Raw genomic sequence first — 24,330 nt, 5'->3', positions numbered from 1 at the left:
CTCTAGGAGCATGGTTCCCGCGATGACAACGTCCACCGCAGAGCGAGACATCACCCCCGCACAGCGGCAGCGAGCGCTCGCCGACTCCCGCCTCTACCTGTGCACCGACGCCCGCAGGAGACAGGGGGATCTGCCGGAGTTCCTCGACGCCGCCTACGCGGGAGGCGTCGACATCATCCAGCTGCGGGACAAAGCCCTCGAAGCCCGCGAGGAGATCGCCGCCCTCGAGGTCCTCAGGGACGCGGCCCGGCGTCACGGAAGGCTCTTCTCCGTCAACGACCGCGCCGATGTCGCCCTCCTCGTCGGCGCCGACGTCTTCCACGTCGGGCAGGATGACCTCACGAGCGCCCAGGCCCGCCGTGTCCTCGGACCCGACGTCCTCCTCGGCCGCTCCACGCACTCGGTCGACCAGGCGCTCGCCGCCGAGGCGGACCCGGAGATCGACTACTTCTGCCTCGGCCCCGTGTGGGAGACCCCGACGAAACCGGGCCGGCCTGCCGTCGGCCTCGAACCGCTGACGACCATCGCCGGCACCGTGACCACCCCGTGGTTCGCGATCGGCGGGATCGCCTCCGGGCAGCGCCTCGACGCCGTCCGGCAGGCGGGAGCCGAGCGCATCGTCGTCGTCCGTGCCCTCACCGAGGCGGCCGACCCTGCCGCAGCCGCCGCGCAGCTGCGCGGCGAACTCACCCGCAGTCAGGCAGGTGCACTGTGAGGATCCTCATCGCCGGCGCCGGCGCCACCGGCGGAGCTTTCGGCACCCGTCTGGTCGAAGCCGGTCGCGACGTCACCTTCCTCGTCCGCGGCGAACGTGCCGAGGCGCTGCGCGCCTCCGGTCTGCGCTTCATCGGCCCTGACGAGGACCGGACGAACCCGGTGGTCGTGGTCACCGCCGAGGAGCTCGCCGCGACTTCCGAGCTTGCCGACCTCATCCTGCTGGCCGTCAAAGCCGGGGGACTCGAGTCGATCATCGACGACCTGCGGCCCGCGGTGGGTCCGAACACGCTCATCATCCCGTTCCTCAACGGGATGGCCCATATCGACCGGCTGCGCGAGGAGTTCCCGGACCAGGTGCTCGGCGGGCTCGTCAAGATCGTCGGCACGATGCGCGGATACGACGTCGTGCAGATGACGGATCTGGCGACGATGACGATCGGTCGCCTCGGCGGGGGAGAGGTGCCGGCCGCCATCGTCGAGGCCCTCGACGTTCCCGGCTTCCGCCTCCAGGTCATCGACTCCGTCGACGATGCGCTGTGGGAGAAATGGGTGTTCATCGCCGCGGCCGGAGTCGTCACCTGCCTCTTCCGCGCCCCTGTCGGAGCGATCATGGCCGCCGGAGGCGAACCCCACGTCGTGGCGATCATCGACGAACTCGAAGCCGTGGCGATGCGGGCAGGACACCCCGTCTCCGCCCGCGCCCGCGCGGCCACCCTGTCGATGCTCACCGCGGAGGGCTCGTCGTTCACCTCGTCCCTCTACCGTGACGTCACGGCGGGACTGCCGAACGAGACCGAGCACATCCTCGGCCACCTCGCGGCCACGGCGGCCGGACTCGGGGTGGCGACGCCGCTGCTCGACCTCACTCTCGTACAGCTGCGAGCAGGCGAGATCGACCGATCGGACTGACCGGCTCGGCGGCACCGTGGTCGTCCGCGGAACCCGCCGCGGACCGGTCGGGCTGCGTCCCAGCCGACCGGCCTGCCCGCCTTCCGCGCAGACGGCGGACGGCCTCGGCGAGGCCCGTGAGGACGAAGGCGATGCCGACGCCGAGGACGACGCCCCACAGCGGCTGGTCGCGGAACATCGCCCCGCCGAGGAGGCCGATCCCGGCCGCGTAGACCGACCAGGCGAGGCAGCCGATGAAGTCCACGGCGAGGAACCGGCCGAGCGGATAGCGGAGCATGCCCGAGGCGATGGTCGTGGCGGTGCGCCCGCCGGGGATGAACCGTCCGGCGACGAGCATCGCCCCACCGCGCTCACCGAACATCGCCTGCGTCGCGTCGAGGAGACGGCGCAGGCGGGCCGAGCGCACCCACCGATCGGTGACCCGGCTGCCCCCGCGGCCCACACAGTGGGCGGCGAGGTCGCCGAGGAGCGCTCCGAGAGCGGCCGCTGCGATGATGCCCGCCGCATGCGGACTGCCCGTGACCGCATACGCGGCCGCGGTGATGACGACGGTCTCCGAGGGAACGATCGGCACGAGCGAATCGAGACTCGCGACGAGTGCGATGAGGAGGTAGAGCCACGGGGATTCGAGCGTCTGGCGGATGAGGTCGAGAGCGAAGTCCATGTCTCACCACCGTACGCACGCTCGGGCCGCAGCGATACGAGGACGCACCCACGACCGGAGGCGGATCTCCCGACGATGCACTGAGGGAAACCGGAACGAGCGCTGCGGTCAGGCCCCTGCTCGGCCCGGTGCCGCGTTGCTACGATCGAGCCATGCCCTGGCCTGCGACGATTCCCCGCGAACCGCGCATGTTCGCGCGCCGGTGGGTGCTTTCCGTGCTCGGCGTGCTGTGGGGCGGACTGCTGTGCCTGCCGCTCCTCCTCGTCTCCTGCCTTCCGCTCTCGACGCGGTTCTCCCGCCGGATCCTGGGCTGGGAGCGGAGCCGGCAGCAGCGGTGCTTCGGAATCGTCCTCACCGGGTGCGCACCCCGGCGGGGGCCGGTGGCGCTCACCGGGCTTCTCGCGCTGGCTGCCGTCATCCCCGTCCTCAACCTCCTCACCGGCTTCGTCTTCGTCACCGTGGGTTCGCTCCTGCAGGGGCTGTTCGCCGGCGGGGGAGTGACGATCAGCTTCTCCCTGTGGACGATGAGCCAGCCGACGATCCTCGTCGGCGTCCTCTACGGGGCCGCGAACCTCATCGGGGCGGTCGTCCTCGCCGAGCTCGCGAACTGGCTCCACGGTCGCATCGACGCCTCCGTCGCCGTCGTCTCCCGCCCGAACGCCCGACACAGCCGGATCTCCGAACTCCTCACGACCAGGCGCGGCGTCGTCGTCGCCATCGACGACGAGCGCAGACGCATCGAACGCGACCTCCACGACGGGGTGCAGCAGAACGTCGTCTCCCTCTCCGTCCTCATCGCCCGCGCCCAGCGCGCCACCGACCCGGACAAGGTCTCAGCCCTCCTGAACTCCGCGCTCGTCCAGTCCCAGGACCTCATCGACGAGATGCGCGAGGTCGCATGGCGGGTCTATCCGACCGCCCTCGACGACCAGGGGCTCGGCTCCGTCCTCAACCGCATCGCCGATCACTGCCCCGTCCCGGTGAGGATCCTCGAGCTCCCGGACCGGCGCCTGCCGCAGGCCGTGGAGTCCGCAGCGTACTTCTTCGTCCGTGAAGCCGTGACGAACGTCGTCAAGCACGCGGGCGCCCAGTCCATCACCATCCGCGTCCATGATGGTACGGATGGTCTCCTCGCCGAGGTGGTCGACGACGGTCGCGGAGGTGCCGATCCTACTGGGTCGGGTCTTCAGGGGCTGGCCCGCCGGGTCAACGCCCTCGACGGGCAGCTGAGCATCGAGACTGCGACGATGAAGGGAACGACAGTGAGAGCGGAGATCCCCTATGAGTGAGCCGACCACGGGCGATTCGGTAGTGGAGACCGGGAGACTGCGCGTCGTCCTCGCCGATGACGCGGTGCTGCTGCGCGAAGGCGTGCGCAGCCTGCTCGAGGATGAGGGCATCGAGGTCGTGGCCTCGGTCGACGACGGCGTCCAGCTGCTCGCCGCCGTCGACGCGCTCACCCCGCAGCTGGCGATCGTCGACGTCCGCATGCCGCCGACCCATACGACCGAAGGGCTCGAAGCGGCACTGGAGATCAAACGCCGGCACCCCGACATCGGCGTCCTCGTGCTCAGCCAGTACGTGCTGCGCGAATACGCCACCGAACTCCTCAGCTCCGAGATCGTCGGGGTGGGCTACCTGCTGAAGAACCGGGTGACCGACATCGACCGGTTCCTCGACTCCGTGATGCGCATCGCGGTCGGCGGCACCGTCATCGACCCCGAGGTCGTCCGCCAGCTGCTGCGCTCCTCGGAGCAGGCCTCGTCGCTCTCGGCGCTCACCCCGCGGGAGAACGACGTCCTCGAAGCGATGGCCGAAGGACTGTCGAACAGGGGGATCGCCGAACGCCTCTTCGTGTCCGTCAGCTCCGTCGAGAAGGCGATCAGCGCGATCTTCGACAAGCTCGGACTCGAGGCGGGGGAGACGACGAGCCGCCGGGTCGCGGCGGTCCTGCGCTACCTCGACCGCGGCTGAGACTCGCGCATGCGCCTAGCGCGAGCAGGGAGATTCACGCCTCGAGGAGGCGGCGCACGAGCCGGAACTGCTGGTTCGCCAGCGCAGCGACCTCGGCACTGCTCGGCAGAGAGCCGGTGCCCGCGGATGGGTTGCCGCGCTCTTCGGCAAAGCCGCTGTTCTCTGCTGCAGAGTCATCGCTCTGAGCAGCCGAGTCGGCGTCGATGAGGGCGAGCGACCATCGGTCGAACCCACGCAGCAGGGACATGAGCGCGACAGCCTGCAGCTCTGCCGGCGCACCGGCGTCGACGGCTTCGGTGCGCCGGCCCACGTCGAGCACGGCGGAGAGCCATGCGTCGACAGCGGCGTGGAACCCCTCCACGCTCGGATGACGGGGTTCTGCCCACACGATGCGCCAGAGCAGACCCAGTGCTTCGCTCTCCGGCCAGCTGCGCATGGCACCATCCCACATCGACTCCGCGACCGACCAGAAGTCGACGGCGAAGTCCTCGGGGCGAGGCGGTCGCCAGTCCTCGAGCGCCCGCTCGGTCAGAGTGGTCACGACGATGCCGAGGAGCTCATCCTTGGAGTCGATGACGTGGTAGAAGGAGCTCTTGCTCATCCCGCACGCCGCGATGATGCGATTGAGCGAGGCCTCCGCGGCCGGGTGCGCGGCGAACTCGCGGGCGGCGGCGGTGACGAGGGCGTCCCTCTTCTCGGGGGCCATGCGGGCGAACGGGGTCTCGGTCACGGGCCCATCGTAGCAAGCGACGACACCTTCTGGACCATCTGGTCCACAGCGTGCTATCGTGAATGGACCAGGTGGTCCACAACCGTTTGGAGCCGCCGCGGAACAGAAGCGAGGGGAACCATCATGATCAGTCGACGCAGCGTCGCCGGACAGTGGACGGACATCGAGGACGGTGAGCTGCGCATCCTCATCGTCGGGGCCGGCATCGCCGGGGTGACGCTGGCCCGGCTCCTGCGCACCCAGGGGCGCCATCCCGTGCTCATCGAACGCTCGGCGACCCCCGACCGGATGATCGGCCACGACGCTGCGGGCTACATGCTCGCCCTTCTTCCGCTCATCGACCCCGTCATCGACGAACTCGGCATCCGCGTTGCCTATCGCGAACGCAGCGTCGTCATCGACGACTACGCCTTCCACTCCCACCGCGGTGACGTGCTCAGCGGCGGGGACATCGGTTCGCTGCTCTCCGAGTACGGGGAATATCGGGGGATCGCGCGCGGCGACCTCATCGAGGTGCTCACCACAGCCGAGACTCCCGTCGCGTTCGGGACCACAGCGACGGCGATCCGCGAGGATGGGGACGTGCGCGTCGACCTCGTCACCGACGGTGCCGAGCCGGCTGTGTGGACCTTCGACCTCGTCGTCATCGCCGACGGTCTGCAGTCCCACACCCGCGACCTCATCGATGCCGGTGACGTCGAGAGATTTGAGACCGGTTGGGGCGGCTGGGTCGTGTGGGCCGACGCCGATGACCTGCCGGGGACGGGCACGGAGGTGTGGGGCGACGGCTTCTTCCTCGGCGCCTATCCCGTCAAGGACAGACTCGGGATCTTCCTCGGCGGTCCCGAGGAGGTTCGGGCAGGCGGGGCGACTCGATTCTCGCAGGAGGTGCGGGAGAGACTGAGGTCCGTGAGCCCGCGGCTCGACGCGTCTCTGCGTGCCGTCGAGGATGCCGCGGATCCTTACTGGTGGCCGCTGCACGACGTCCGCAGCTCCCGATGGACGACCGGTGCGACCGTCCTCCTCGGCGATGCCGCAGCAGGATTCCTCCCCACCGCCGGGGTAGGGGCGGGAATGGCCATGGAATCGGCATGGGTGCTCAGCGAGACCCTGCGCACCGCCGACCGGACGAGCCTGCCAACTGACCTCGCCCGGTTCGAGGAGATCGCCCGCCTTCGGGTCGAGCAGGCACAGGGCAATTCGCGCTCACTCGCACGCCTGATGTTCCGGTCCTCGACGCTGTTTGCGGCTCTGCGCAGTCAGATCGTGCGCCGCCTCAGCCTGCGCGTCGCACTCCGTCCGATCATCGGACTGCTCGAACACCGCCTCGAGCGTCCGCAGTCGCCGACGTCGACCTCGTCGTCGCACTGATGTGATAGGAATGGCCGTGGCCCGCAATCGGGTCCGACCGGAACGAGCAAGGGGCAGGATGACTCAGGCGGACACCTCGGCGAAGAAGACCCGCGAACTCAAGCGGGGCCTGCACTCGCGGCACCTGCAGATGATCGCGATCGGCGGCGCCATCGGCACCGGGCTCTTCCTCGGCTCGGGCGGAACGATCTCTCAGGCGGGACCCGGCGGGGCGCTGCTCGCCTACGCCGCGATCGGCATCATGGTGCTCTTCGTCATGCAGTCCCTCGGCGAACTCTCGACGCACCTGCCCGTGGCCGGGTCGTTCCACACGTACGGATCGCGGTACGTCAGCCCCGCCTTCGGCTTCGCGATGGGCTGGAACTACTGGTTCAACTGGGCGATCACCCTGGCCGCCGAACTCGTCGCCGCCGGCGTCATCATGTCCTTCTGGCTGCCCGACGTCCCCTCATGGATCTGGGCAGCCGTGTTCCTCGCCCTGCTCACCGGACTCAACTTCCTCTCCGCCCGCGCCTTCGGCGAAGGGGAGTTCTGGTTCTCCGCGATCAAGGTCACCGCCGTCCTCCTCTTCCTCATCCTCGGCGTGCTCATGATCGCCGGCATCATCGGCGGCCGCTCGCCCGGATTCTCGAATTGGACGACCGGGGAGGCGCCGTTCGTCGGCGGCTGGATGTCGATCATCAGCGTGTTCATGATCGCCGGCTTCTCCTTCCAGGGCACGGAACTCGTCGGTGTCGCCGCAGGGGAGTCGAAGGACCCGCGCCGCGACATGCCGCGCGCCATCCGCACCGTGTTCTGGCGCATCATGCTCTTCTACATCGGCGCGATCGTCGTCATCGGCTTCCTCCTGCCCTACACCGATCCCTCCCTGCTCGCCTCGGCCGACAACAGCGACATCACCGCCTCGCCCTTCACCCTCGTCTTCGAACGCGCCGGCATCGCCGTGGCCGCAAGCGTGATGAACGCCGTCATCCTCACCGCGATCCTCTCCGCCGGCAACTCCGGCCTCTACGCCTCGACCCGCATGCTCTACTCGATGGCCAAGGACGGCACCGCGCCGAAGCTCTTCGCCCGCCTCAACGAACGCGGCGTCCCCGTCATGGCGCTCATCGCCACCGCGCTCATCGGCCTCTTCGGCTTCCTCACCGAGGTGATGGGCGACGGGGCGGCCTACACGTGGCTGATCAACGTCTCCGGACTCTCCGGCTTCATCGTGTGGATCGGCATCGCGTGGTGCCACTTCCGGTTCCGGCGGGCCTACGTCAGGCAGGGCCACGATGTGGCGAACCTGCCGTACCGGGCACCGCTGTTCCCGGTCGGTCCGATCATCGCCCTCATCATGCTCATCGTCGTCGTCGCCGGGCAGAACATCGAAGCCGTCGCCGACGGCCGCGTCATGGAGGTCGCCTCCGCCTACATCGGGCTGCCCGTCTTCCTCCTCGTATGGGGCATCTACCGCCTCGTCAAGGGACCGGCCTCCGGGATCGTGCCGCTCGAGTCGGTCGATGTCGACGGACTCGAGATCGCACCGAAGGACTGAGTCGTCAGAGCGGCAACAGGGCTTGCCGGGGGAGGATTCTGCACACCCGCGCGTGTGGATTAAGCTAGGCTCACCTAAGGCCGCGGGCGCATCCGTGCCTGCGCGACGAACCGAGAAAGAGATCCATGCGCAGAATCCTCGCCCCCATCCTCGCCTCGGCGCTGCTGCTCACCGCCTGCTCCGGCGGCGGCAGCGACCAGGAGGCCGCCCCCGGCGCGACCGTCGACACGAAGTTCGGGGCCGTCGAGGTCCCCGCCGACCCGCAGCGCGTCGTCGCCCTCGGCTGGGGCGACGCGGAGACGGCGCTGGCACTCGGCGTCCAGCCCGTCGGCGCCTCCGACTGGGTCGAGTTCGGCGGTTCGGGCGTCGGCCCGTGGGCGGAGAAGCTCTACGACACGGCGCCGGAGATCATCGCGACGCTCGAACCCGACTACGAGGCGATCGCCGCCCTCGACCCCGACCTCATCCTCGACGTCAAGAGTTCGGGCGAGCAGCAGCGCTACGACCGGCTCAGCGAGATCGCCCCGACCGTCGGCCCGCCCAAGGGCGGCGACAACTACCTCACGTCAATGGACGACCAGGTGACGATGATCTCCGAGGCTCTCGGCAAGGAGGACGAGGGGAAGAAGCAGCTGAGCGACCTCGACGCGCAGTTCGCGGCCGCGCGTGAGGCCAACCCCGAATTCCAGGGCAAGACGGTCACCGTCGCAGCGAAGACCTCGGAAGGGTGGGGCGCCTACGTCAAGGGCACCGAGAGGGTGCAGTTCATGGAGAACCTCGGCTTCACCCAGTCGCCGAAGATCGACGCCCTCAAGGCCGAGGGGTTCAGCGCACCGGTGTCCGAGGAGAAGCTGGGCGACCTCGACGCCGACCTCCTCGTCGCATTCCCGATCTACGTCCCCGACTCCGAGGTGACCGAGGATCCGGGCTTCAAGCGGATCCCCGCCGTCGCCGACGGACGCTCGATCGTGCTCACGGAGAAGGACGACGAACTGCGCAAGGCGTTCTCCCTCAACTCCGTGCTCTCGGCCCGCTACGCGGTCGAGAAGATGCCCGACCTCATCAAGTCGGCCGTCAAGTAGCCGACCCGCAGGGCCGCTCAGCGCAGCCGAGCGAGGCTCACCGCTAGCGCAGCGCTGCTACCGCTGCTGCGCGCGTTCGGCACGCCAGGCATCGAGACCGACGTCGATGATGCGGGCGTGCCGGATGCGCGACAGCGCGGCGACCGAGATCCACTCGGCCCGATCGGTCGTGCCGTCGACCTCGAGCGTGCCCAGCGTCCCGCCGACGATCTCGGCGAGATAGACGACCTGCACCCCTTTGAACGGTCGGCCGCCTCGGCGCTTCTCGGTGAAGCTGTGGGTCGTCAGGGGACGGAGGAGTTCGGCGTCGAATCCGGTCTCCTCCCGGATCTCCCTCACCGTGCCGTCCTCGATGCTCTCGTCGTAGTCGATGCCGCCGCCGGGCAGCGTCCACAGGGCCCGTGACGGTTCGCCTCCTCCGTTGAACCAGCTGAGCAGGATCTCATTGCTGTCATTGACGATCACCGCATAGCCGGCCAGGCGGGTGTCGTACTCGGAGAAGTGCAAGTCCATGCCCACACCCTACCCATGTGGCCGGCTTCACAACCGCTCGCCCCGTGCCTAGGCTGAGACCATGGCCGAAACCTCTGCGCGCACCGGCGCCTATCCCGACGACAAGATGTCCGCGACCCGAGTCATCCCCGCCGAGGCGGGCGAGATCTTCGCACTCCTCTCCGACCCCGGCCGCCACCAGGACACCGAACCGGGGGACTGGGTGCGGTCATCGATCACCTCCGAACCGATCACCCGCACCGGTCAGGTGTTCTCGATGAACATGTTCCTCGAGCAGGCGGGCGGGGCCTACCGGATGGACAACGTCGTCACGACCTTCGAACCCGAGACGGCGATCGCCTGGGATCCCGGGCAGGCCGACGCCGCCGGCGAGGTGGCCACGGGCGGCTGGCGCTGGCGCTACGACCTGCGTCCGGTCGACGCCGGCACCGAGGTGACGCTGACCTACGACTGGTCGGAGACGACGCAGGACGTGCGCGACCAGTTCGGCGGCTTCCCCGTCTTCCCGCCCGCGTTCCTCGCAGCCTCCCTGGCCTCGTTGGAGAAGACGATGACCCGCCGCAGGTGACGGGTAGTCTGGAGGCGTGAGTACGATCGCCAGCAGACGCATCGGGGAGAGCGGGAAGCTCATCGTCTTCCTCCACGGGCTCTTCGGCCGGGGCAAGAACTTCGCCACCGTCGCGAAGGCGCTGACCCCGGAGTTCTCGAGCCTCCTCGTCGACCTTCCCAACCACGGCGACTCCGCGTGGACCGAGGACTTCAGCTACGTCGACATCGCCGATGCCGTGGCCGCCCACATCGCCGAGGTGACCGCCCCCGAGGAGAGGCCGGTCCACCTCGTCGGGCACTCCCTCGGCGGCAAGGTCGCCATGGTCCTGGCCCTGCGCCACCCCGAGCTCGTCGACCGCCTCGTCGTCGTCGACATCGCCCCGAGCGGGGGAGGGGACGTCGGGACCTTCAACCATCTCCTCTCCAGCCTTGCCGAGCTCGACCTCGGCGCCGTCGCCTCGCGCACCGAGGCGGATCAGGCGCTGCAGGCGTCGATCCCCGACCCGGTCGTGCGCGGATTCCTGCTGCAGAACCTCCGCCCCTCACCGGACGGCTATGCGTGGCAGCCGAACCTCACGCTGCTGCGTGCGAGTCTGCCGACGATCGGCGGATTCCCGGACGCGACGGAACTGACCTCTCGCGCCGGCGGGTCCGCAACCTTCGATCGCCCTGTGCTGTGGATGGCCGGGGCGGAGTCGGACTACATCGACCGCGCACAGCTGCCGCTCATGCGCTCCTTCTTCCCCCGCACCACACTGCTCACCGTCAAGGGCTCGGGCCACTGGGTCCACTCGGAGAAGCCCGAAGCCTTCGTGACGGCCGTGCGGACGTTCCTCGAGCGACCGGAATATGCTGGTTGAGCACACTGTTGAGCAGTATGACCACGAACATCGCTTCCCAGGAGGACCGAGTGAGCACACCGAGTGACCCGACGCCCAAGTTCGCCGACTACGCCGACGGATCCCGACTCGTGAGCACCGACTGGGTGGCCGAGCACGGCAACGATCCCGGCGTCGTCGTCATCGAAAGCGACGAGGACGTCCTCCTCTACGAGACCGGCCACATTCCCGGTGCCGTCAAGATCGACTGGCACACCGAACTCAACGACCCGGTCTCCCGCGACTACGTCGACGGGGATGGCTTCGCGAAGCTGCTCTCGGCCAAGGGGATCTCCCGTGAGGACACCGTCGTCTTCTACGGCGACAAGTCCAACTGGTGGGCCGCGTACGCCCTGTGGGTGTTCTCGCTCTTCGGCCATCCCGACGTCCGCCTCATGGACGGCGGCCGGGCGAAGTGGGAGGCCGAAGGACGCGAGTTGACCACGGCCCGACCCGAGCGCACGCCGAGCGACTACCCCGTCATCGACCGCGACGACTCGACCCTGCGGGCCTTCCTGCCCGAGGTCAGAGACGGCCTCGGCACCCGGCCGCTCATCGACGTCCGCAGCCCCGAGGAGTACACCGGGGAGCGCACCCACATGCCGGCCTACCCCGAAGAGGGCGCCCTGCGCGGCGGCCACATCCCCGGTGCCCAGTCGGTGCCGTGGGCGAAGGCTGCGAACGAGGACGGCACCTTCAAGACCGCCGAGGAGCTGCGCGCGATCTACACCGATGGCGCGGGCCTCGGCACCTCCGAGGACATCATCGCCTACTGCCGCATCGGTGAGCGCTCGAGCCACACATGGTTCGTCCTCCAGCACCTCCTCGGCTACGACCACGTCCGCAACTACGACGGCTCGTGGACCGAATGGGGCAACGCCGTGCGCGTGCCCATCGCCGTGGGCACCGAACCCGGCGAGGTGCAAAGCCGCTGATGAGCGAGGACATCGTCACCTCCGACCTGCCGGAGTCCTTGGCCGAGATCGTCACCGACTTCGCCGAGACCGACCCGGCCGACCGGCTGCAGCTCCTCCTCGAGTTCTCCTCCGAGCTGCCCGAGCTCCCGGCGCGCTTCGCCGACCATCCCGAGCTGCTCGAACCGGTGCCCGAATGCCAGTCGCCGATCTTCCTCGTCACCGAGGTCGACGATCCGGAGCAGGGTGAGCAGGCGATCGTGCGCCTGCACTTCTCGGCTCCGCCGGAGGCCCCGACGACGCGCGGCTTCGCGGGGATCCTCTCCGAAGGGCTCGACGGCCAGTCCGCCGCGGCGGTCCTCTCCATCCCCGCGGACCTGCCCCTGCGTCTGTCGCTGACCGAGGCGGTCAGCCCGTTGCGCCTGCGCGGAATGAGCGGCATGCTCTCGCGCATCCAGCGGCAGGTGTCTGAGAGAATCGGCACAATCACCTCCGCGTGACGACGACCTCGGTTGGCTGAGCGGTCGAAGTGGGCTAGATTATGGTTAGCCTGCCCTAATCAGCCACCCGAAGGACCTTCGATGACCGGTCTCGCCACCACCGCCTCGGCGACATCCACCGGACAGGCGTCGTCGCGGACGCTGCGGGTCAAGCGCTCCGTCGGACTCATCGTCTCCCTCGCGCTCCTCGTCATCGTCGTCCTCGCCTCGCTCGCGATCGGGACGAGGGACATGCCCCTGTCGGAGGTCATCGGCGCCTTCGTCGCCCCCTCGGGCAGCGACGACCAGCTCGTCGTCCTCGAACTGCGGTACCCGCGCACGGTGCTCGGCATCCTCGTCGGCATGGGCCTGGGACTGGCCGGGGGACTCATCCAGGCGCTCACCCGCAATCCGCTCGCCGATCCCGGCATCCTCGGCGTCAACGCCGGAGCCTCGTTCGCCGTCACCGTCGGCATCGCCTTCTTCGGGATCACCTCGATCGGCGGCTACATCTGGTTCGCCTTCGCCGGGGCGCTGCTGGCGACGACCGGGGTCTACATCATCGGCTCTTCGGGACGCAATCGCACGGTCGACCCGATCCGGCTCACCCTCGCCGGAGTGGCCGTGGCCGCAGTGCTCGCGGGCCTGACGAAGGGCATCCTGCTGACCAACGAGCGGGCCTTCGACGCGTTCCGCTCGTGGGACGTCGGCGCGATCGCGGGTCGCGGATTCGACACCGTGACCGCCGTGGCCCCATTCATCGTCATCGGCGTCGTCCTCGCCCTCGCGCTGTCCCATTCGCTCAACGCCGTCGCCCTCGGTGACGATCTCGCCGCCAGCCTCGGCACCTCGGTCAACCGCACCCGCATCCTCTCGATCATCGCCGTCACCCTGCTGGCGGGAGCGGCCACGGCCGCGGCCGGTCCGATCGGATTCATCGGGCTGATGATCCCGCACATCGCGCGCTGGATCGTCGGACCCGACCAGCGGTGGATACTCGGCTATTCGGTCGTCCTCGCCCCGATCCTGCTGCTCGCCTCCGACATCATCGGCCGCGTCGTCATGAAGCCGGGGGAGCTGCAGGTCGGCGTCGTCACCGCGTTCGTCGGTGCGCCCGTGCTCATCGCCCTCGTCCGCCGGAAGAAAGCGAGCGGTCTGTGAAGTCGTCGGAGAGTCCCGTCGCGCTCGTCCCCGGCGGCGAGGTCGCCCCGGGGGAGAGGATCGACTTCGGTCGCCCGATGGTGGTCGCCTTCGGTCGCCGCATCGACGTGCGGGTCGTCGTCATCGCCGGCATCGTCACGCTGCTCGCGTTGGTCTGCGGGTTCCTCGGGCTGCTGCTTGGCAAGTTCGCCCTCACCCCCACCGAGGTGTTCCAAGGGCTCTTCGGCGTCGCCGACAAGCGCATCGTCAACACGGTCGTCGGCGAATGGCGGGCTCCGCGGATCCTCGCCGGAATCGTCCTCGGTGCCGGGCTCGGCGTCTCGGGGGCCGTGTTCCAGTCGCTGACCCGCAATCCGCTCGGCAGCCCCGACATCATCGGCTTCTCGACCGGTGCCTACACCGGCGGCATCGTCACGATCATCCTCTTCGGCACGAGCTTCGTGTCCACGGCCTTCGGAGCCATCCTCGGCGGCATCCTCACCGCTCTGCTCGTCTACGTCCTCACGTGGAAGGGCGGGGTCCAGGGATTCCGCCTCATCATCGTCGGCATTGCGCTCACGGCGATGCTCAACGCGTTCAATACGTGGCTGATCATGCGCTCCGACCTCGACCTCGCGATGGCCGCGGCGACCTGGGGCGCCGGCACGCTCAACGGCATGGGCTGGTCGACGATCCTGCCGGCGACCGTCGCCGTCATCGTCCTCGGCCTCGGCTGCGGTGTCTTCGCCCGCGACCTCGGGACCTTGGAGTTCGGCGACGACACCGCGAAGGCCCTGGGCGTGCGCAACGAACCCGTGCGTGCGGCCCTCATCCTCATCGCCGTCGCCCTCGTCGCCGTCGTCACCGCGGCTGCCGGGCCGATCGCGTTCGTGGCGCTGGCCGCCCCGCAGATCGGGCGACGGATCGCGAAGTCGCAGGGCACGAGCCTGCTCATGGCTGCGGCCGTGGGCGGTCTGCTGCTCGTCGCCGCCGATCTCATCGCCCAGCACGGGATGGCGCTGACGAACCAGCTGCTCGTGTGGCTGGGTGTCATCGGTGTCGACGCAGCGGACGACATCCAGTTCCCCGTCGGCGTCGTCACCGTGTGCATCGGCGGCGTCTACCTGATCTGGCTCCTCATCCACGAAGCACGGAAGGCACCATGAGCGCTCACATCATCTCCGGCGATTCGTCCGACCTGGGCAGCGGCACGGGCACGGCACCTGCTCCGCTGGCCGCGGAAGGCCTCGATCTGGCCTACGACCAGCGGCAGATCGTCACCGACCTCGATGTGCGGATCCCGGCAGGGAAGTTCACCGTCATCGTCGGCCCCAATGCGTGCGGGAAGTCGACGCTGCTGCGGGCGCTCGCACGGCTGCTGCCCCCGGCGAAGGGCACCGTGCTCCTCGACGGCGCCGACATCTCGAGGATGAAGACGAAGCAGATCGCGAAGCGACTCGGTCTGCTGCCGCAGTCGTCGATCGCCCCGGAGGGCATCACCGTCGGCGAACTCGTCGCCCGTGGACGGCACCCGCACCAGTCGTTCCTGCGGCAGTGGACGGACGAGGATGAGGCTGCCGTGCTCTCGGCCCTGCGGGCGACGAACACGGAGGTGCTGTCCTCGCGTCTCGTCGACGAACTCTCGGGCGGACAGCGGCAGAGGGTGTGGGTGGCGATGGTGCTTGCGCAGGAGACGCCGCTGCTCCTCCTTGACGAACCGACGACGTTCCTCGACGTCGCCTTCCAGATCGAACTGCTCGATCTCTTCGCCCAGCTCAACCACGAGCACGGGCACACCCTCGTCGCCGTCCTCCACGACCTCAACCAGGCGTGCCGCTACGCCGATGAGATCATCGCGATGAAGGACGGTGAGATCGTTGCGCAGGGTGCGCCCGGCGACATCGTCACCGCCGATCTCGTCCACGACGTCTTCGGCATCGACTGCAGCGTCATCGACGATCCGGTCACCGGGGCGCCGATGATCGTGCCCGGTCCGCCGAAGAAGACCTTCGCCCAGCTTCAGGCCGCCGAGGCGGTCTGATCAGTCGGTCGGAGGCTGCTTCCGCGTCGAGTCCGCTGATCCCGTCGCGTCGTCCTTCGCTTCCTTCGCTGCGATATCCGTTCCGGCCGCAGCGGGTGCGTCATGCGCCGTCTCCGCTTCGGGCTTCTTCACGAGCTTCTGGATGCCGATCGCGATTCCCGCGACGATGCTGCCCCAAATCGTGCCGAGGATGAGCGAGAAGAACGTGTTGACCAGCCAGCCGAGGATGCCCGCGACCTCGGCAGCGGGAGCCTCGAGGCTGTGGACGAAGTCGTAGATCGCGGTGAAGCCGAGCTCGTCGGTGCCGACGAGGATGATGTGCCCGCCGACCCAGAGCATCGCGAGGGTGCCGATCGTCGAGAGGCCGGCGAGGAGCTTCGGCATCGCTTTGACGAGGAAGCGACCGAACTTCTGTGAGCCCGGGTTCTCGTGCTTGGTCATGTGGAGGCCGATGTCGTCCATCTTGACGATGAGGCCGACGACGCCGTAGACGCCCACGGTGATGGCGAGGGCGACGATGACGAGGATGATCGCCCGGGACAGCAGCGGTTCGGTCGCGACCTCGTTGAGCGCGATGACCATGATCTCGCAGCTGAGCACGAAGTCGGTCGTGATCGCCGACCGGACGATCTTCTTCTCCCGACCCGCTTCGTCTTCGTCACTGGGCTGGGCGGCGGTGGGTTCCTCCTCGTGGTGTTCGATCCAGCCGAGCTTCTCGAAGATCTTCTCCGCGCCTTCGAAGCACAGGTAGGTGCCGCCGATCATGAGCAGGGGAGTGAGCAGCCACGGGAGGAACTGGCTGAGCAGGAGGATGATCGGCAGGATGATGACGATCTTGTTGAACAGCGAGCCGATGGCGATGCGTTTGATGATCGGCAGTTCGCGCTTCGGATCGACGCCCTCGACGAACTTCGGCGTCACCGCCGCGTCGTCGACGACGACACCGACGGTCTTCGCTCCGGCTCGGGACGCACCGGCGGCGACATCGTCGAGGCTGGCCGCAGAGAGCTTGACGAGCGCTGCGACATCGTCGAGGAGGGCGAAGAGACCGCCGGCCATCTACTTCTCCCCACCGGTGTCGCGAATCATCTCGCCGAGGCGGTTCCCGGCATGATCGAGGACGATGAGGGTGTCGCCGTCGACCGTGACGCGGTGGATTCGGCCGACCCAGGGAGTCATTCCGGGGGCAGCCATCTGCGTGGTGAGGAAGGCATCGACGACGGCCTCATCGCCGTCTGCCTGCCAGCTCGTCGAGATGCGGTTGGCGCCGTCGCTGCCGGAGAGCGCGCCGCCGTCGGCGAAGTCGAGAAAGGCCTTCGATCCGGGTTCGGTCACCCACCGGCCGGTGATGTTCTGCGTCATTTCTCCTTCTCCAATCCGCCGATGACCGAGCCCTGGCCGTCCTTGACGGTCATGACGTCGCCGTCGATCGTGGCGCTGGCGGCTTTCGCCAGCCAGGAATCGACTCCCGCACACGCCTTCTGAGTCGAGGCGAAGGGTTCGAATGCGACCGAGGTGCCGTCGAGTTTCCAGGTGGTCGAGATGCGATTGCAGCCGTCGGAGCCGGTGACATTCCCGTCGTCAGTGAGCTCAAGGAACGGATTACCTGCCTCAGGCGAGGTCCACTTGCCGACAGGGTCGATCGTCGCGCTCGCTGAATCGCTCGGAGTGCTCGTCTCGGCGCTCGTCCCGCTCGCCGAGGAGCTCGATGGCTCGGTCGGTTCCGTCCCCGGTCCGCAGGCGGCAAGCGGCAGGGCAGTCGCGAGCGCGACTGCGCCGAGCGCGAATCTGAGGCGGCCCGAAGGGCGGAGCTGCATGAGGGTATCCATGTCCCGATCATAACGGGCGGGCTTGTCCTCTCGATGGGTTCGGCGCATGCGGTCGGAGAATCCAGGTTTAGTTCGTTTTGTTCACCCGCAACACGCAGACTTGTTGCCCGGCGTCGTTGCCGAACCGTAATCTGGCATGTGGTTGAGAGGCTGTTCCCGTGACCTGGGTGTGATCTTCGGGTGACATCGAGGTGAGGGCATCAGCCGATCGTCACCATGTATCCGACCAAGGGAATCCAAGAGTATGCAGAAGAAAATCGTGCAGAGTTCGCTCGCCCTGACCGCCGCAGCGGCGCTCAGCCTGGGCAGCGCGTTCTTCGCGTCGCCGGCGATGGCTGCCGGACCGCAGAAGCTCGACGTGCAGAGCGACAAGCAGATCCAGAAGGCACTGTCAGAGGTCGAAGGCGTCAACGCCTACGGTGAGCGCAACGGCAAGCTCAGCCTCGGCGTTGAGAAGATCACGCCCGAGATCGAAGAGCTGACGAAGAAGTTCTCGAACGTCAAGGTCACCGAGGGCATCAAGGAACTGCAGCCCTACGCGAAGAACGACCTCGTCGGCGGTGCCGGCTACCTCGTCGACTCGCCCTCCGGCGGCGGCGTGTGCTCGACAGGCTTCTCCGGTTGGGATGACGCGGGCAATCCCGTCGTCCTCACCGCTGGTCACTGCTCGAAGCAATACAACCCGAGCACCGGTGCGATCAAGGGCGCCACGGTGGTCGACGAGACCGAACGTCCGAGCACGGCTCAGGCCGCCGGCGGAGACGGCTTCGAGAAGTCCGGACTCGGCGTCATCGGCAAGTGGGGCTTCACCAGCTACGGCAGTGGAGATCTCCTCAGCGGCGACCCGGAGACGTGGCCGCTGCCCAAGGAGAGCGATATCGACTTCGCCGTGATCAACGTCGACAAGTCGAAGTACAACGTCAAGAACGGCGTCACCGACTGGACGACCGCGAAGACCGACGATCTGTCGACGAAGCTGGCCACCGACATCGCCAAGGTCGGTCCGCACACCGAAGGCAAGATCCAGAAGTCGGGCCGTACGACCGGTCTGACCGAAGGCCAGGTCATTCCGCGCTCGGAGTACGACTTCGACTTCCAGAACGTCGGCGGATACTGGGTGCACGGCTTCGGCGTGACCTCCCCGGCCTCCAAGCCGTTCTCGCAGCCGGGTGACTCCGGTGGCGCGGTCTTCCAGGGTGACACCGCTGTCGGTGTCATCTCGGGCGGCGGACCGCAGGGTGACGGAACCGAGTTCGGCTGGGTCGCCGACCTCGACTACTCGCTCGAGCAGTCCGGACAGTCGTTCAACCTTCAGAAGCCCGGCACCGAGACTCCTGAGGCACCCGCTGCCCCGGTGGTCAAGGACCAGACGATCAAGCCCAACGGCGACGTCAAGGGCAAGGCCGCGGCGAACGCTGAGGTCAAGGTCGATTGGAAGCCCGCCGCGGACGCCGGCACGAACAGTGCGCAGGCAGCCAAGGACGGTTCGAAGACGGTCAAGGCCGATGCCGACGGCAACTTCGTGCTCGAAGGCCCTGCGGCTGCAGGCGACTACGACTACACCGCGACCGCGATCGTCGGTGGCCAGGAGTCGAAGCCGTCCGAATTCACCGTGACGGTCGAGGAGGAGAAGACGGAGACGCCGACCCCGGTCGAGCGGGCCATCACCGTCGATCCGAAGGAGATTGCCGCATCGGACTTCGTCAAGCAGGACAAGGCCGTGAATATCACGGTCAAGGGCTTCGACGAGGGTGAGAAGGTCTCCCTCAAGGTCGTCGCCGGTCCGAAGAACGTCAAGGGCATCGAGCTCGATGAGACGGCGAACGCCGACGGTGTCGCAAAGTTCTCGATCTACGGCACGAGCGCCTCGGACCACTCGGTCTACGTCGGCAAGTACGACGTGAGCGTCACGGGTGCCAATGACACCGAGGATGAGTCGGCTCTGACCGGTTCGTTCAAGGTCGTCGCCGATGATCAGGGCAATGGCGGCGGAAGTGATGACGGCAAGGGCGGCGGTGACGGCGGTGGAGATCTGCCCCGTACCGGTGCTGAGCTGACCGGTCTGGCTGCCGGTGCAGGTCTGCTGCTCGTCGGTGGTGCCGCTGTGGTGCTGACGATGCGTCGGGTCAAGAAGAACTGAGGTCTCTGACGGTCACCCTGTGACCGAATGAATGATCCGAGAAGGGCGTTTCCGGTGGTCTCACCGGGAGCGCCCTTCCTCGTGTCTGCGGTCGATTGCGCGACAGTACGGCATCTGTTGTCAAGTGCACTTGTCGGTCGGTTCAGGCAGTCGAGCAAGGACAGTGACGTTTCGTTCATTTAGTTCACAGCCAGAAGGCCTGATTCTTGGTGGATGCTGGGCGCGGACCGTAATCTGTTTGTGACTAAGGTCATCGGTTTGTGACATTAGCAACTCCCCTGAGAAGAGAGACGGAAAGTATGCAGAAGAAGCTCGTGCAGAGTTCGCTTGCTCTGACCGCCGCTGCGGCGCTGGGTCTGGGCAGTGCGTTCTTCGCGTCGCCTGCGATGGCCACCGGCCCGCAGAAGCTCGACGTGCAGAGCGACAAGCAGGTCGAGAAGGCTCTGGCCGACATCGATGCCGGCAATGTCAACGCCTATGGCATCAAGAACGGCAAGCTCAACCTCGGTGTTGAGAAGAAGACCGACGAGATCAAGGACCTCGAGAAGAAGTTCGACAACGTCGAGGTCATCACCGGAATCGGCGAACTCAAGCCCTACGCTGCCAACGACATCGTCGGAGGCGCCGGTTACCTCGTGAAGACTCCTTCCGGTGGCGGTGCGTGCTCAACAGGCTTCTCCGGCTGGGATGACGCCGGCAATCCGGTTGTCCTCACCGCAGGTCACTGCGCGAAGGACTACAACGCCGACACCGGTGTGATCTCCGGGCCCTCGACTGTCGATCAAACCGAGCAGCCGTCCACCGCTCCCGCAGCCGGTGGCAAGGGATTCAATGCGTCGGGACTCGGCGTCATCGGCAAATGGGGCTTCTCCAGCTACGGCAGCGGAGACCTCCTGGTCGGCGAAGATTCGAGCACCTGGCCCGAGCCGAAGGCGACGGACATCGACTTCGCGGTCATGAACGTCGACAAGTCGAAGTACGGCGTCAAGAACGGTGTGACGAATTGGACGAGCGCCGAATCGAACGATCTTTCGGCTAAGCTCGCCACGAACATCAAGCAGGTCGGTTCCGAGCAGCCGGGCAAGATTCAGAAGTCAGGGCGTACGACCGGTCTGACCGAAGGCGATGTCTGGACCGAGTACAACGCGAAATTCCAGTACGCCAACATCGGTGGCTACTGGGTGCACGGATTCGGAGTGCAGTCGTCGGTCGAGAAGCCGTTCTCTCAGCCCGGTGACTCCGGGGGCGGCGTCTTCCAGGGTGACACTGCTCTCGGCGTCATCTCGGGCGGTGGACCTGCAAAGGACGCGAGCGGTAAGCCGTTCGAGTTCAGCTGGGTCGCTGACCTTGACTACTCGCTCCAGCAGTGGGGCAAGAACTTCAACCTGACCCCGCCGGACAATGGTGGCGGATCTGACGCGAACGCTGACGACTCGGCTGCTGCCAACGCCGATGCCGGTGCCGGTGCCGATGCGAAGGACGCGAACGCTGACGCAGGTGCGGACACGAAGGACGCGAACGCCGACGCGGGCGCCGATGGTGCCGCGGCGAACGCCGATGCCGGTGCCGATACCAAGGACGCAAACGCCGACGCTGGTGCCGACACCAAGGACGCGAATGCCGATGCCGGTGCCGATGGCGCCGCTGCGAACGCCGATGGCGGCGCGGACTCCGCTGACTCGAATGCCGGCGCCGACGGTGCCGAAGCCAATGCATCGGACGACGGCAACCCGGAGAAGCCGGAAGCGCCGAAGGCCGGCAACCAGACCATCGAGCCGGGCGGACAGGTGACCGGTAAGGCCACCCCGAACGCTCAGGTCGAGGTTTCGTGGGCACCTGCCCAGTCCGGTCCGCAGATCGCGGCCCAGGCCGCACCCGCTGAAGGCTCCAAGACCGTCACGGCTGATGCCGACGGCAACTTCACCCTCGAGGGTCCTGAGGCCGAAGGCGCCTACGCCTACAAGGCTACGACCGTCGTCGACGGACAGAAGTCCGATGCCACCACGTTCACCGTGACCGTTCAGGCCACGGACGATTCGGGTGCCGCTGCCGATGGCAACGACGCGAACGCCGATGCCGGTGCCGAAGGCGGCGACAACGCCGACGCCGGTGCCGCAGCTGACACCAAGGATGCAGGTTCCGACTCTGACGGTTCGAAGGACGGCGAGGCTCCTGCCGAGCGCGCCATCACGATCGATCCGAAGGAGATCGCCGCATCCGAGTTCGTCAAGAAGGACAAGGGCGTGAAGATCCAGGTCAAGGGCTTCGATGAGGGCGAGACCGTCACGCTGAAGATCATGGCCGGCCCGAAGAACGTCAAGGGCATCGAGCTCACCGAGACCGCGAATGCCGACGGCATGGCCGGGTTCTCGATCTACGGCATCTCTGCCTCCGATCCCTCGGTCTACCTGGGCAAGTACGACGTCTCCGTCACCGGTGCCAACGACACCGACGACGAGTCGCCTCTGACCGGTTCGTTCAAGGTCGTTGCCGATGACCAGGGCAACGGCGGCGGAAGCGACGACGGCAAGGGCGGCGGTGACGGCGGTGGAGATCTGCCCCGTACCGGTGCTGAGATGACCGGTCTTGCTGCCGGTGCAGGTCTGCTGCTCGTCGGTGGTGCCGCAGTGGTGCTGACGATGCGTCGGGTCAAGAAGAACTGAGGTCTCTGACGGTCACCCTGTGACCGGCTGAGGTTTCCAAGGAAGGGCGCTTCCGGTGATTTCACCGGGAGCGCCCTTCCGCATCCCCGAGCTCGCTGTGGCTGCATCTCGGGCATCATCGCTGCTTTGTTCCACCGCGTAGTTCCCGCCTCGAGCCGATGGAGTCGCGCAGTCAGTCGTCCCAGCGAACGGGCACGGTCACTCCGGTCTCCCATTCCTCACGCAGGATCGCGTACCCGATAGCGTCGAGCAGGGTTCCGTCCGGCGTGGGCCATGCCCGACGATGGTGCGCCTCCTTCGACCAGCCCGCCCGGTCGAAGACCGTCCGCATTGCCGTGTTGTCCTCGCGCGTCTGGCCTTCGAACCGGGTCGCCGAGGTGGTCGTGAAGACATGATCCGTGGCCGCCAGAAGCGTCGGCACTCCCAGACCGCGGCCCCGGAACCGCTCTGCCAAGCGCAGATCGATCATCGGCGTCGGATCGCCGAGGTCGCCGAACCGGACGAGGCCCACCCTCCCGAGCTCGGAGTCCACCGCCCATAGAGCCGCACCATCCTCACCGACGAAGCCTGCGGAATCGACGAACTCGGCAGCCTCCTCGGCGGACCGGGCAGCCGCATGGCCATGGAACGGGAACGCATTGGTCGAGAAGAACTCGATGAGGACATCACGATCGGCTCCGCGATGATCGATCGGTTCGAGGACTATGCTCATGGTGACCACCGTACTGCGACGGGGCGGACGTGGCAGCTGACGCAGGGACGGGGCTCGCCGGGGGCGAACAGCTCGTCGGTCGAAAGGGTCGTGAAGGAGCGCGAGTCTGTGCTCGGACGAGTAGAACACTGTGGAAGAGCGACGATGAGCATCGAGGACGATCCATTCGACTACCGCATCACGAAGTCCGGTATGGTCATCATCGGTCGGGGCGGTCGCACTGTCATGGAACTCGGCGGCAAGCAGGCGGCCGCAATCATCCCCAAGCTAGGCATCGACTCCCTCTCCGACCAGCAGCTGCTCGCACGTGTCACCGGGAATTATCGTCGGGGCAATGAGCGCAGGGGCAAGAAGACCGATGGGCGCAAGCACAGCAGCCACTGAAGCGGCGGCAGTTTGCGCAGAGGATACTGGAACAGCGGACACTGGAACAGCGGACAGCGCTGACAGTGATGCGTAGCCGAATGACTTGTCGAACGTTCAGTAATTGGTAATCTGGGTCACATGACGACTGAGACCCAGAGCGACTTCGCACGAGCGACCGCAGTGACCGGACGACCGGACTCGACCTTCGCGACCGACCTCGACGGCGCCTGGACGGTCGCCGGCGCGGTCAACGGCGGCTACCTCCTCAGCGTGATCGGCCGTGCGCTGTCGGCGACTGTCCCGGAGTTCCCCGACCCTCTCGTCATCTCCGCCTACTACCTCGGCCGCAGCGACCCCGGCTCCGCTGAGGTAGCGACCAGGATCATCCGGGCCGGCCGCTCGAGTGCGACGCTTGGTGCTGATCTCAGCCAGGCCGGTGCCCCGACGATCACGGCCCTGGCCACCTTCGGCAGCCTCGGCGCGCTCCCTGACGATGTCGCCACCTCGGCGAGGCATCCGGACCTTCCCGCCCCCGAGGACTGTATGTCGATTGCCGACGGTCCCCGGGAGTACCTCGATCTTGCCCCGATCGCCAGCCGATTCGATATGCGTTTCGACCCTGCCACGGCCGGATTCGCCACGGGAGCGCCGAGCGGGCGTGGACTGCTGCGGGGATGGATCCGGCACAGCGACGGGGCCGACGCCGATCCGCTGGCACTGCTCACCTTCCTCGATGCCTTCCCTCCCGCGATGTTCGACCTCGGTCGGTTCGGGTGGGCGCCGACGATGGAGCTCACCGCGCACGTGCGGGCGATCCCGGCGTCGGGATGGATCGCCGTGAAGGTGGAGACCCGCAACATCGCCGGTGGGATGTTCGAAGAGGACTGCGAACTCTGGGATTCGACCGGGCGGCTCGTCGCCCAGTCCCGCCAGCTCGCGAGACAGCCGCGTTGACGGCATGTGACGTCGGACCACGCTTCGTGACCTCAGGACGCGGCCGTGATGCTCCTATGCTCAGTCAAGCGGCATTGAGGAGAAATTTGCGATACCTGCTTGCGAACTCATCATCGCGTGATTTGCCTCGTTCGATCGTCGAGACCTTCATCGGCCACACACCGA

25 protein-coding genes are annotated in these 24,330 nt (G+C 67.3%); 18 read left to right on the top strand and 7 right to left on the bottom strand.

What is annotated here, in order from left to right:
• The first annotated feature begins 22 nt into the window (after positions 1-22).
• Entirely contained in the window at positions 23-715 is a 693-nt protein-coding gene (gene thiE, locus AACX88_RS14930; RefSeq protein WP_339393672.1) for a thiamine phosphate synthase, read from the top strand.
• Entirely contained in the window at positions 712-1,626 is a 915-nt protein-coding gene (locus AACX88_RS14925; protein ID WP_339393671.1) for a ketopantoate reductase family protein, read from the top strand. The genes thiE and AACX88_RS14925 overlap by 4 nt, the downstream gene beginning before the upstream one ends.
• On the opposite strand, the gene AACX88_RS14920 is transcribed toward AACX88_RS14925, so the two are convergent.
• The gene (locus tag AACX88_RS14920; RefSeq protein WP_339393670.1) at positions 1,580-2,290 is read right to left on the bottom strand and encodes a DedA family protein; all 711 of its coding nucleotides are present in this window, start codon (positions 2,288-2,290) and stop codon (positions 1,580-1,582) included. The two genes, AACX88_RS14925 and AACX88_RS14920, sit on opposite strands and share 47 nt — an antisense overlap.
• A 152-nt stretch (positions 2,291-2,442) precedes the next feature.
• Here AACX88_RS14920 and AACX88_RS14915 point away from each other — a divergent pair, with 152 nt between their 5' ends.
• Positions 2,443-3,579 carry a sensor histidine kinase gene (locus tag AACX88_RS14915; protein WP_339393669.1) on the top strand — a complete coding sequence of 379 codons (1,137 nt, stop codon included), beginning with the start codon at positions 2,443-2,445 and terminating at the stop codon, positions 3,577-3,579.
• Entirely contained in the window at positions 3,572-4,264 is a 693-nt protein-coding gene (locus tag AACX88_RS14910) for a response regulator (RefSeq protein ID WP_425286490.1), read from the top strand. Before AACX88_RS14915 ends, AACX88_RS14910 begins: the two co-directional genes overlap by 8 nt.
• Positions 4,265-4,298: 34 nt before the next feature.
• Here AACX88_RS14910 and AACX88_RS14905 read toward each other — a convergent pair whose 3' ends face one another.
• Positions 4,299-4,994 carry a TetR/AcrR family transcriptional regulator gene (locus AACX88_RS14905; RefSeq protein WP_339393668.1) on the bottom strand — a complete coding sequence of 232 codons (696 nt, stop codon included), beginning with the start codon at positions 4,992-4,994 and terminating at the stop codon, positions 4,299-4,301.
• Between the two features lie 123 nt (positions 4,995-5,117).
• Between AACX88_RS14905 and AACX88_RS14900 the strand changes: the two genes are divergently transcribed.
• The 3 genes from AACX88_RS14900 to AACX88_RS14890 all read left to right on the top strand — a co-directional run bounded on the left by AACX88_RS14900 (position 5,118) and on the right by AACX88_RS14890 (position 8,987).
• On the top strand, positions 5,118-6,365 hold the full coding sequence (locus AACX88_RS14900; RefSeq protein WP_339393667.1) for an FAD-dependent oxidoreductase: 1,248 nt from the start codon (positions 5,118-5,120) through the stop codon (positions 6,363-6,365).
• Between the two features lie 58 nt (positions 6,366-6,423).
• Positions 6,424-7,905, top strand: a complete 1,482-nt coding sequence (locus tag AACX88_RS14895; RefSeq protein WP_339393666.1) for an amino acid permease — start codon at positions 6,424-6,426, stop codon at positions 7,903-7,905.
• A gap of 125 nt (positions 7,906-8,030) precedes the next feature.
• A complete protein-coding gene (locus tag AACX88_RS14890) occupies positions 8,031-8,987 on the top strand; it encodes an iron-siderophore ABC transporter substrate-binding protein (protein ID WP_339393665.1) in 957 nt (318 codons plus the stop codon).
• A gap of 57 nt (positions 8,988-9,044) precedes the next feature.
• Here AACX88_RS14890 and AACX88_RS14885 read toward each other — a convergent pair whose 3' ends face one another.
• A complete protein-coding gene (locus AACX88_RS14885; RefSeq protein ID WP_339393664.1) occupies positions 9,045-9,500 on the bottom strand; it encodes an NUDIX hydrolase in 456 nt (151 codons plus the stop codon).
• Positions 9,501-9,561: 61 nt separating this feature from the next.
• On the opposite strand from AACX88_RS14885, the gene AACX88_RS14880 reads away from it, so the two are divergent.
• The 7 genes from AACX88_RS14880 to AACX88_RS14850 all read left to right on the top strand — a co-directional run bounded on the left by AACX88_RS14880 (position 9,562) and on the right by AACX88_RS14850 (position 15,501).
• Positions 9,562-10,068 carry an SRPBCC family protein gene (locus AACX88_RS14880; protein ID WP_339393663.1) on the top strand — a complete coding sequence of 169 codons (507 nt, stop codon included), beginning with the start codon at positions 9,562-9,564 and terminating at the stop codon, positions 10,066-10,068.
• Positions 10,069-10,084: 16 nt separating this feature from the next.
• Positions 10,085-10,909: an alpha/beta fold hydrolase gene (locus AACX88_RS14875; protein ID WP_339393662.1), complete on the top strand. Its 825-nt coding sequence runs from the start codon at positions 10,085-10,087 to the stop codon at positions 10,907-10,909.
• Between the two features lie 50 nt (positions 10,910-10,959).
• Positions 10,960-11,862 (top strand): sulfurtransferase, encoded by a 903-nt coding sequence (locus AACX88_RS14870; protein ID WP_339393661.1) that lies wholly within the window; start codon positions 10,960-10,962, stop codon positions 11,860-11,862.
• Positions 11,862-12,341 (top strand): SufE family protein, encoded by a 480-nt coding sequence (locus AACX88_RS14865; RefSeq protein ID WP_339393660.1) that lies wholly within the window; start codon positions 11,862-11,864, stop codon positions 12,339-12,341. The genes AACX88_RS14870 and AACX88_RS14865 overlap by 1 nt, the downstream gene beginning before the upstream one ends.
• Before the next feature lie 81 nt (positions 12,342-12,422).
• Positions 12,423-13,481: an iron chelate uptake ABC transporter family permease subunit gene (locus tag AACX88_RS14860; RefSeq protein WP_339393659.1), complete on the top strand. Its 1,059-nt coding sequence runs from the start codon at positions 12,423-12,425 to the stop codon at positions 13,479-13,481.
• The gene (locus tag AACX88_RS14855) at positions 13,478-14,626 is read left to right on the top strand and encodes a FecCD family ABC transporter permease (protein WP_339393657.1); all 1,149 of its coding nucleotides are present in this window, start codon (positions 13,478-13,480) and stop codon (positions 14,624-14,626) included. Before AACX88_RS14860 ends, AACX88_RS14855 begins: the two co-directional genes overlap by 4 nt.
• Positions 14,623-15,501, top strand: a complete 879-nt coding sequence (locus AACX88_RS14850; RefSeq protein WP_339393656.1) for an ABC transporter ATP-binding protein — start codon at positions 14,623-14,625, stop codon at positions 15,499-15,501. Before AACX88_RS14855 ends, AACX88_RS14850 begins: the two co-directional genes overlap by 4 nt.
• On the opposite strand, the gene AACX88_RS14845 is transcribed toward AACX88_RS14850, so the two are convergent.
• From AACX88_RS14845 to AACX88_RS14835, 3 genes are read right to left on the bottom strand one after another with little or no spacing between them, the layout of a single operon-like run.
• Positions 15,502-16,560 carry a DUF808 domain-containing protein gene (locus AACX88_RS14845; RefSeq protein WP_339393655.1) on the bottom strand — a complete coding sequence of 353 codons (1,059 nt, stop codon included), beginning with the start codon at positions 16,558-16,560 and terminating at the stop codon, positions 15,502-15,504.
• Positions 16,561-16,863 carry an META domain-containing protein gene (locus tag AACX88_RS14840; protein ID WP_339393654.1) on the bottom strand — a complete coding sequence of 101 codons (303 nt, stop codon included), beginning with the start codon at positions 16,861-16,863 and terminating at the stop codon, positions 16,561-16,563.
• Complete coding sequence (locus tag AACX88_RS14835; protein ID WP_339393653.1) at positions 16,860-17,330, bottom strand: META domain-containing protein; 471 nt, start codon at positions 17,328-17,330, stop codon at positions 16,860-16,862. The genes AACX88_RS14840 and AACX88_RS14835 overlap by 4 nt, the downstream gene beginning before the upstream one ends.
• 244 nt (positions 17,331-17,574) lie before the next feature.
• Here AACX88_RS14835 and AACX88_RS14830 point away from each other — a divergent pair, with 244 nt between their 5' ends.
• Together AACX88_RS14830 and AACX88_RS14825 are read left to right on the top strand one after the other, a co-directional pair.
• Positions 17,575-19,470, top strand: coding sequence for a S1 family peptidase (locus AACX88_RS14830; RefSeq protein WP_339393652.1), 1,896 nt, complete (start codon positions 17,575-17,577; stop codon positions 19,468-19,470).
• Positions 19,471-19,769: 299 nt separating this feature from the next.
• The gene (locus AACX88_RS14825; protein ID WP_339393651.1) at positions 19,770-22,133 is read left to right on the top strand and encodes a S1 family peptidase; all 2,364 of its coding nucleotides are present in this window, start codon (positions 19,770-19,772) and stop codon (positions 22,131-22,133) included.
• 172 nt (positions 22,134-22,305) lie between these two features.
• Here the strand turns inward: AACX88_RS14825 and AACX88_RS14820 are convergent, their stop codons facing one another.
• On the bottom strand, positions 22,306-22,845 hold the full coding sequence (locus tag AACX88_RS14820; RefSeq protein WP_339393650.1) for a GNAT family N-acetyltransferase: 540 nt from the start codon (positions 22,843-22,845) through the stop codon (positions 22,306-22,308).
• 144 nt (positions 22,846-22,989) lie between these two features.
• Between AACX88_RS14820 and AACX88_RS14815 the strand changes: the two genes are divergently transcribed.
• The gene (locus tag AACX88_RS14815; protein ID WP_339393649.1) at positions 22,990-23,229 is read left to right on the top strand and encodes a hypothetical protein; all 240 of its coding nucleotides are present in this window, start codon (positions 22,990-22,992) and stop codon (positions 23,227-23,229) included.
• A gap of 120 nt (positions 23,230-23,349) precedes the next feature.
• Positions 23,350-24,165: a thioesterase family protein gene (locus AACX88_RS14810; protein ID WP_339393648.1), complete on the top strand. Its 816-nt coding sequence runs from the start codon at positions 23,350-23,352 to the stop codon at positions 24,163-24,165.
• The last annotated feature ends 165 nt before the right edge of the window (positions 24,166-24,330 follow it).

The organism is Brevibacterium metallidurans, assembly GCF_037101285.1.
In the GTDB taxonomy this organism is placed as follows: Bacteria; Actinomycetota; Actinomycetes; order Actinomycetales; family Brevibacteriaceae; genus Brevibacterium; species Brevibacterium metallidurans.
The sequence above is the reverse complement of the archived record's forward strand: the minus strand, read 5'-3'. Positions and strand labels throughout refer to the sequence as shown.

Excerpts from the sequence above, each read along its gene's own strand:
- thiE (WP_339393672.1), top strand. The coding sequence starts at position 23 with ATGACAACGTCCACCGCAGAGCGAGACATCACCCCCGCACAGCGGCAG.
- AACX88_RS14920 (WP_339393670.1), bottom strand. The coding sequence starts at position 2,290 with ATGGACTTCGCTCTCGACCTCATCCGCCAGACGCTCGAATCCCCGTGG.
- AACX88_RS14915 (WP_339393669.1), top strand. The coding sequence starts at position 2,443 with ATGCCCTGGCCTGCGACGATTCCCCGCGAACCGCGCATGTTCGCGCGC.
- AACX88_RS14910 (WP_425286490.1), top strand. The coding sequence starts at position 3,572 with ATGAGTGAGCCGACCACGGGCGATTCGGTAGTGGAGACCGGGAGACTG.
- AACX88_RS14900 (WP_339393667.1), top strand. The coding sequence starts at position 5,118 with ATGATCAGTCGACGCAGCGTCGCCGGACAGTGGACGGACATCGAGGAC.
- AACX88_RS14895 (WP_339393666.1), top strand. The coding sequence starts at position 6,424 with ATGACTCAGGCGGACACCTCGGCGAAGAAGACCCGCGAACTCAAGCGG.
- AACX88_RS14890 (WP_339393665.1), top strand. The coding sequence starts at position 8,031 with ATGCGCAGAATCCTCGCCCCCATCCTCGCCTCGGCGCTGCTGCTCACC.
- AACX88_RS14885 (WP_339393664.1), bottom strand. The coding sequence starts at position 9,500 with ATGGACTTGCACTTCTCCGAGTACGACACCCGCCTGGCCGGCTATGCG.
- AACX88_RS14880 (WP_339393663.1), top strand. The coding sequence starts at position 9,562 with ATGGCCGAAACCTCTGCGCGCACCGGCGCCTATCCCGACGACAAGATG.
- AACX88_RS14865 (WP_339393660.1), top strand. The coding sequence starts at position 11,862 with ATGAGCGAGGACATCGTCACCTCCGACCTGCCGGAGTCCTTGGCCGAG.
- AACX88_RS14860 (WP_339393659.1), top strand. The coding sequence starts at position 12,423 with ATGACCGGTCTCGCCACCACCGCCTCGGCGACATCCACCGGACAGGCG.
- AACX88_RS14850 (WP_339393656.1), top strand. The coding sequence starts at position 14,623 with ATGAGCGCTCACATCATCTCCGGCGATTCGTCCGACCTGGGCAGCGGC.
- AACX88_RS14845 (WP_339393655.1), bottom strand. The coding sequence starts at position 16,560 with ATGGCCGGCGGTCTCTTCGCCCTCCTCGACGATGTCGCAGCGCTCGTC.
- AACX88_RS14840 (WP_339393654.1), bottom strand. The coding sequence starts at position 16,863 with ATGACGCAGAACATCACCGGCCGGTGGGTGACCGAACCCGGATCGAAG.
- AACX88_RS14835 (WP_339393653.1), bottom strand. The coding sequence starts at position 17,330 with ATGGATACCCTCATGCAGCTCCGCCCTTCGGGCCGCCTCAGATTCGCG.
- AACX88_RS14830 (WP_339393652.1), top strand. The coding sequence starts at position 17,575 with ATGCAGAAGAAAATCGTGCAGAGTTCGCTCGCCCTGACCGCCGCAGCG.
- AACX88_RS14825 (WP_339393651.1), top strand. The coding sequence starts at position 19,770 with ATGCAGAAGAAGCTCGTGCAGAGTTCGCTTGCTCTGACCGCCGCTGCG.
- AACX88_RS14820 (WP_339393650.1), bottom strand. The coding sequence starts at position 22,845 with ATGAGCATAGTCCTCGAACCGATCGATCATCGCGGAGCCGATCGTGAT.
- AACX88_RS14815 (WP_339393649.1), top strand. The coding sequence starts at position 22,990 with ATGAGCATCGAGGACGATCCATTCGACTACCGCATCACGAAGTCCGGT.
- AACX88_RS14810 (WP_339393648.1), top strand. The coding sequence starts at position 23,350 with ATGACGACTGAGACCCAGAGCGACTTCGCACGAGCGACCGCAGTGACC.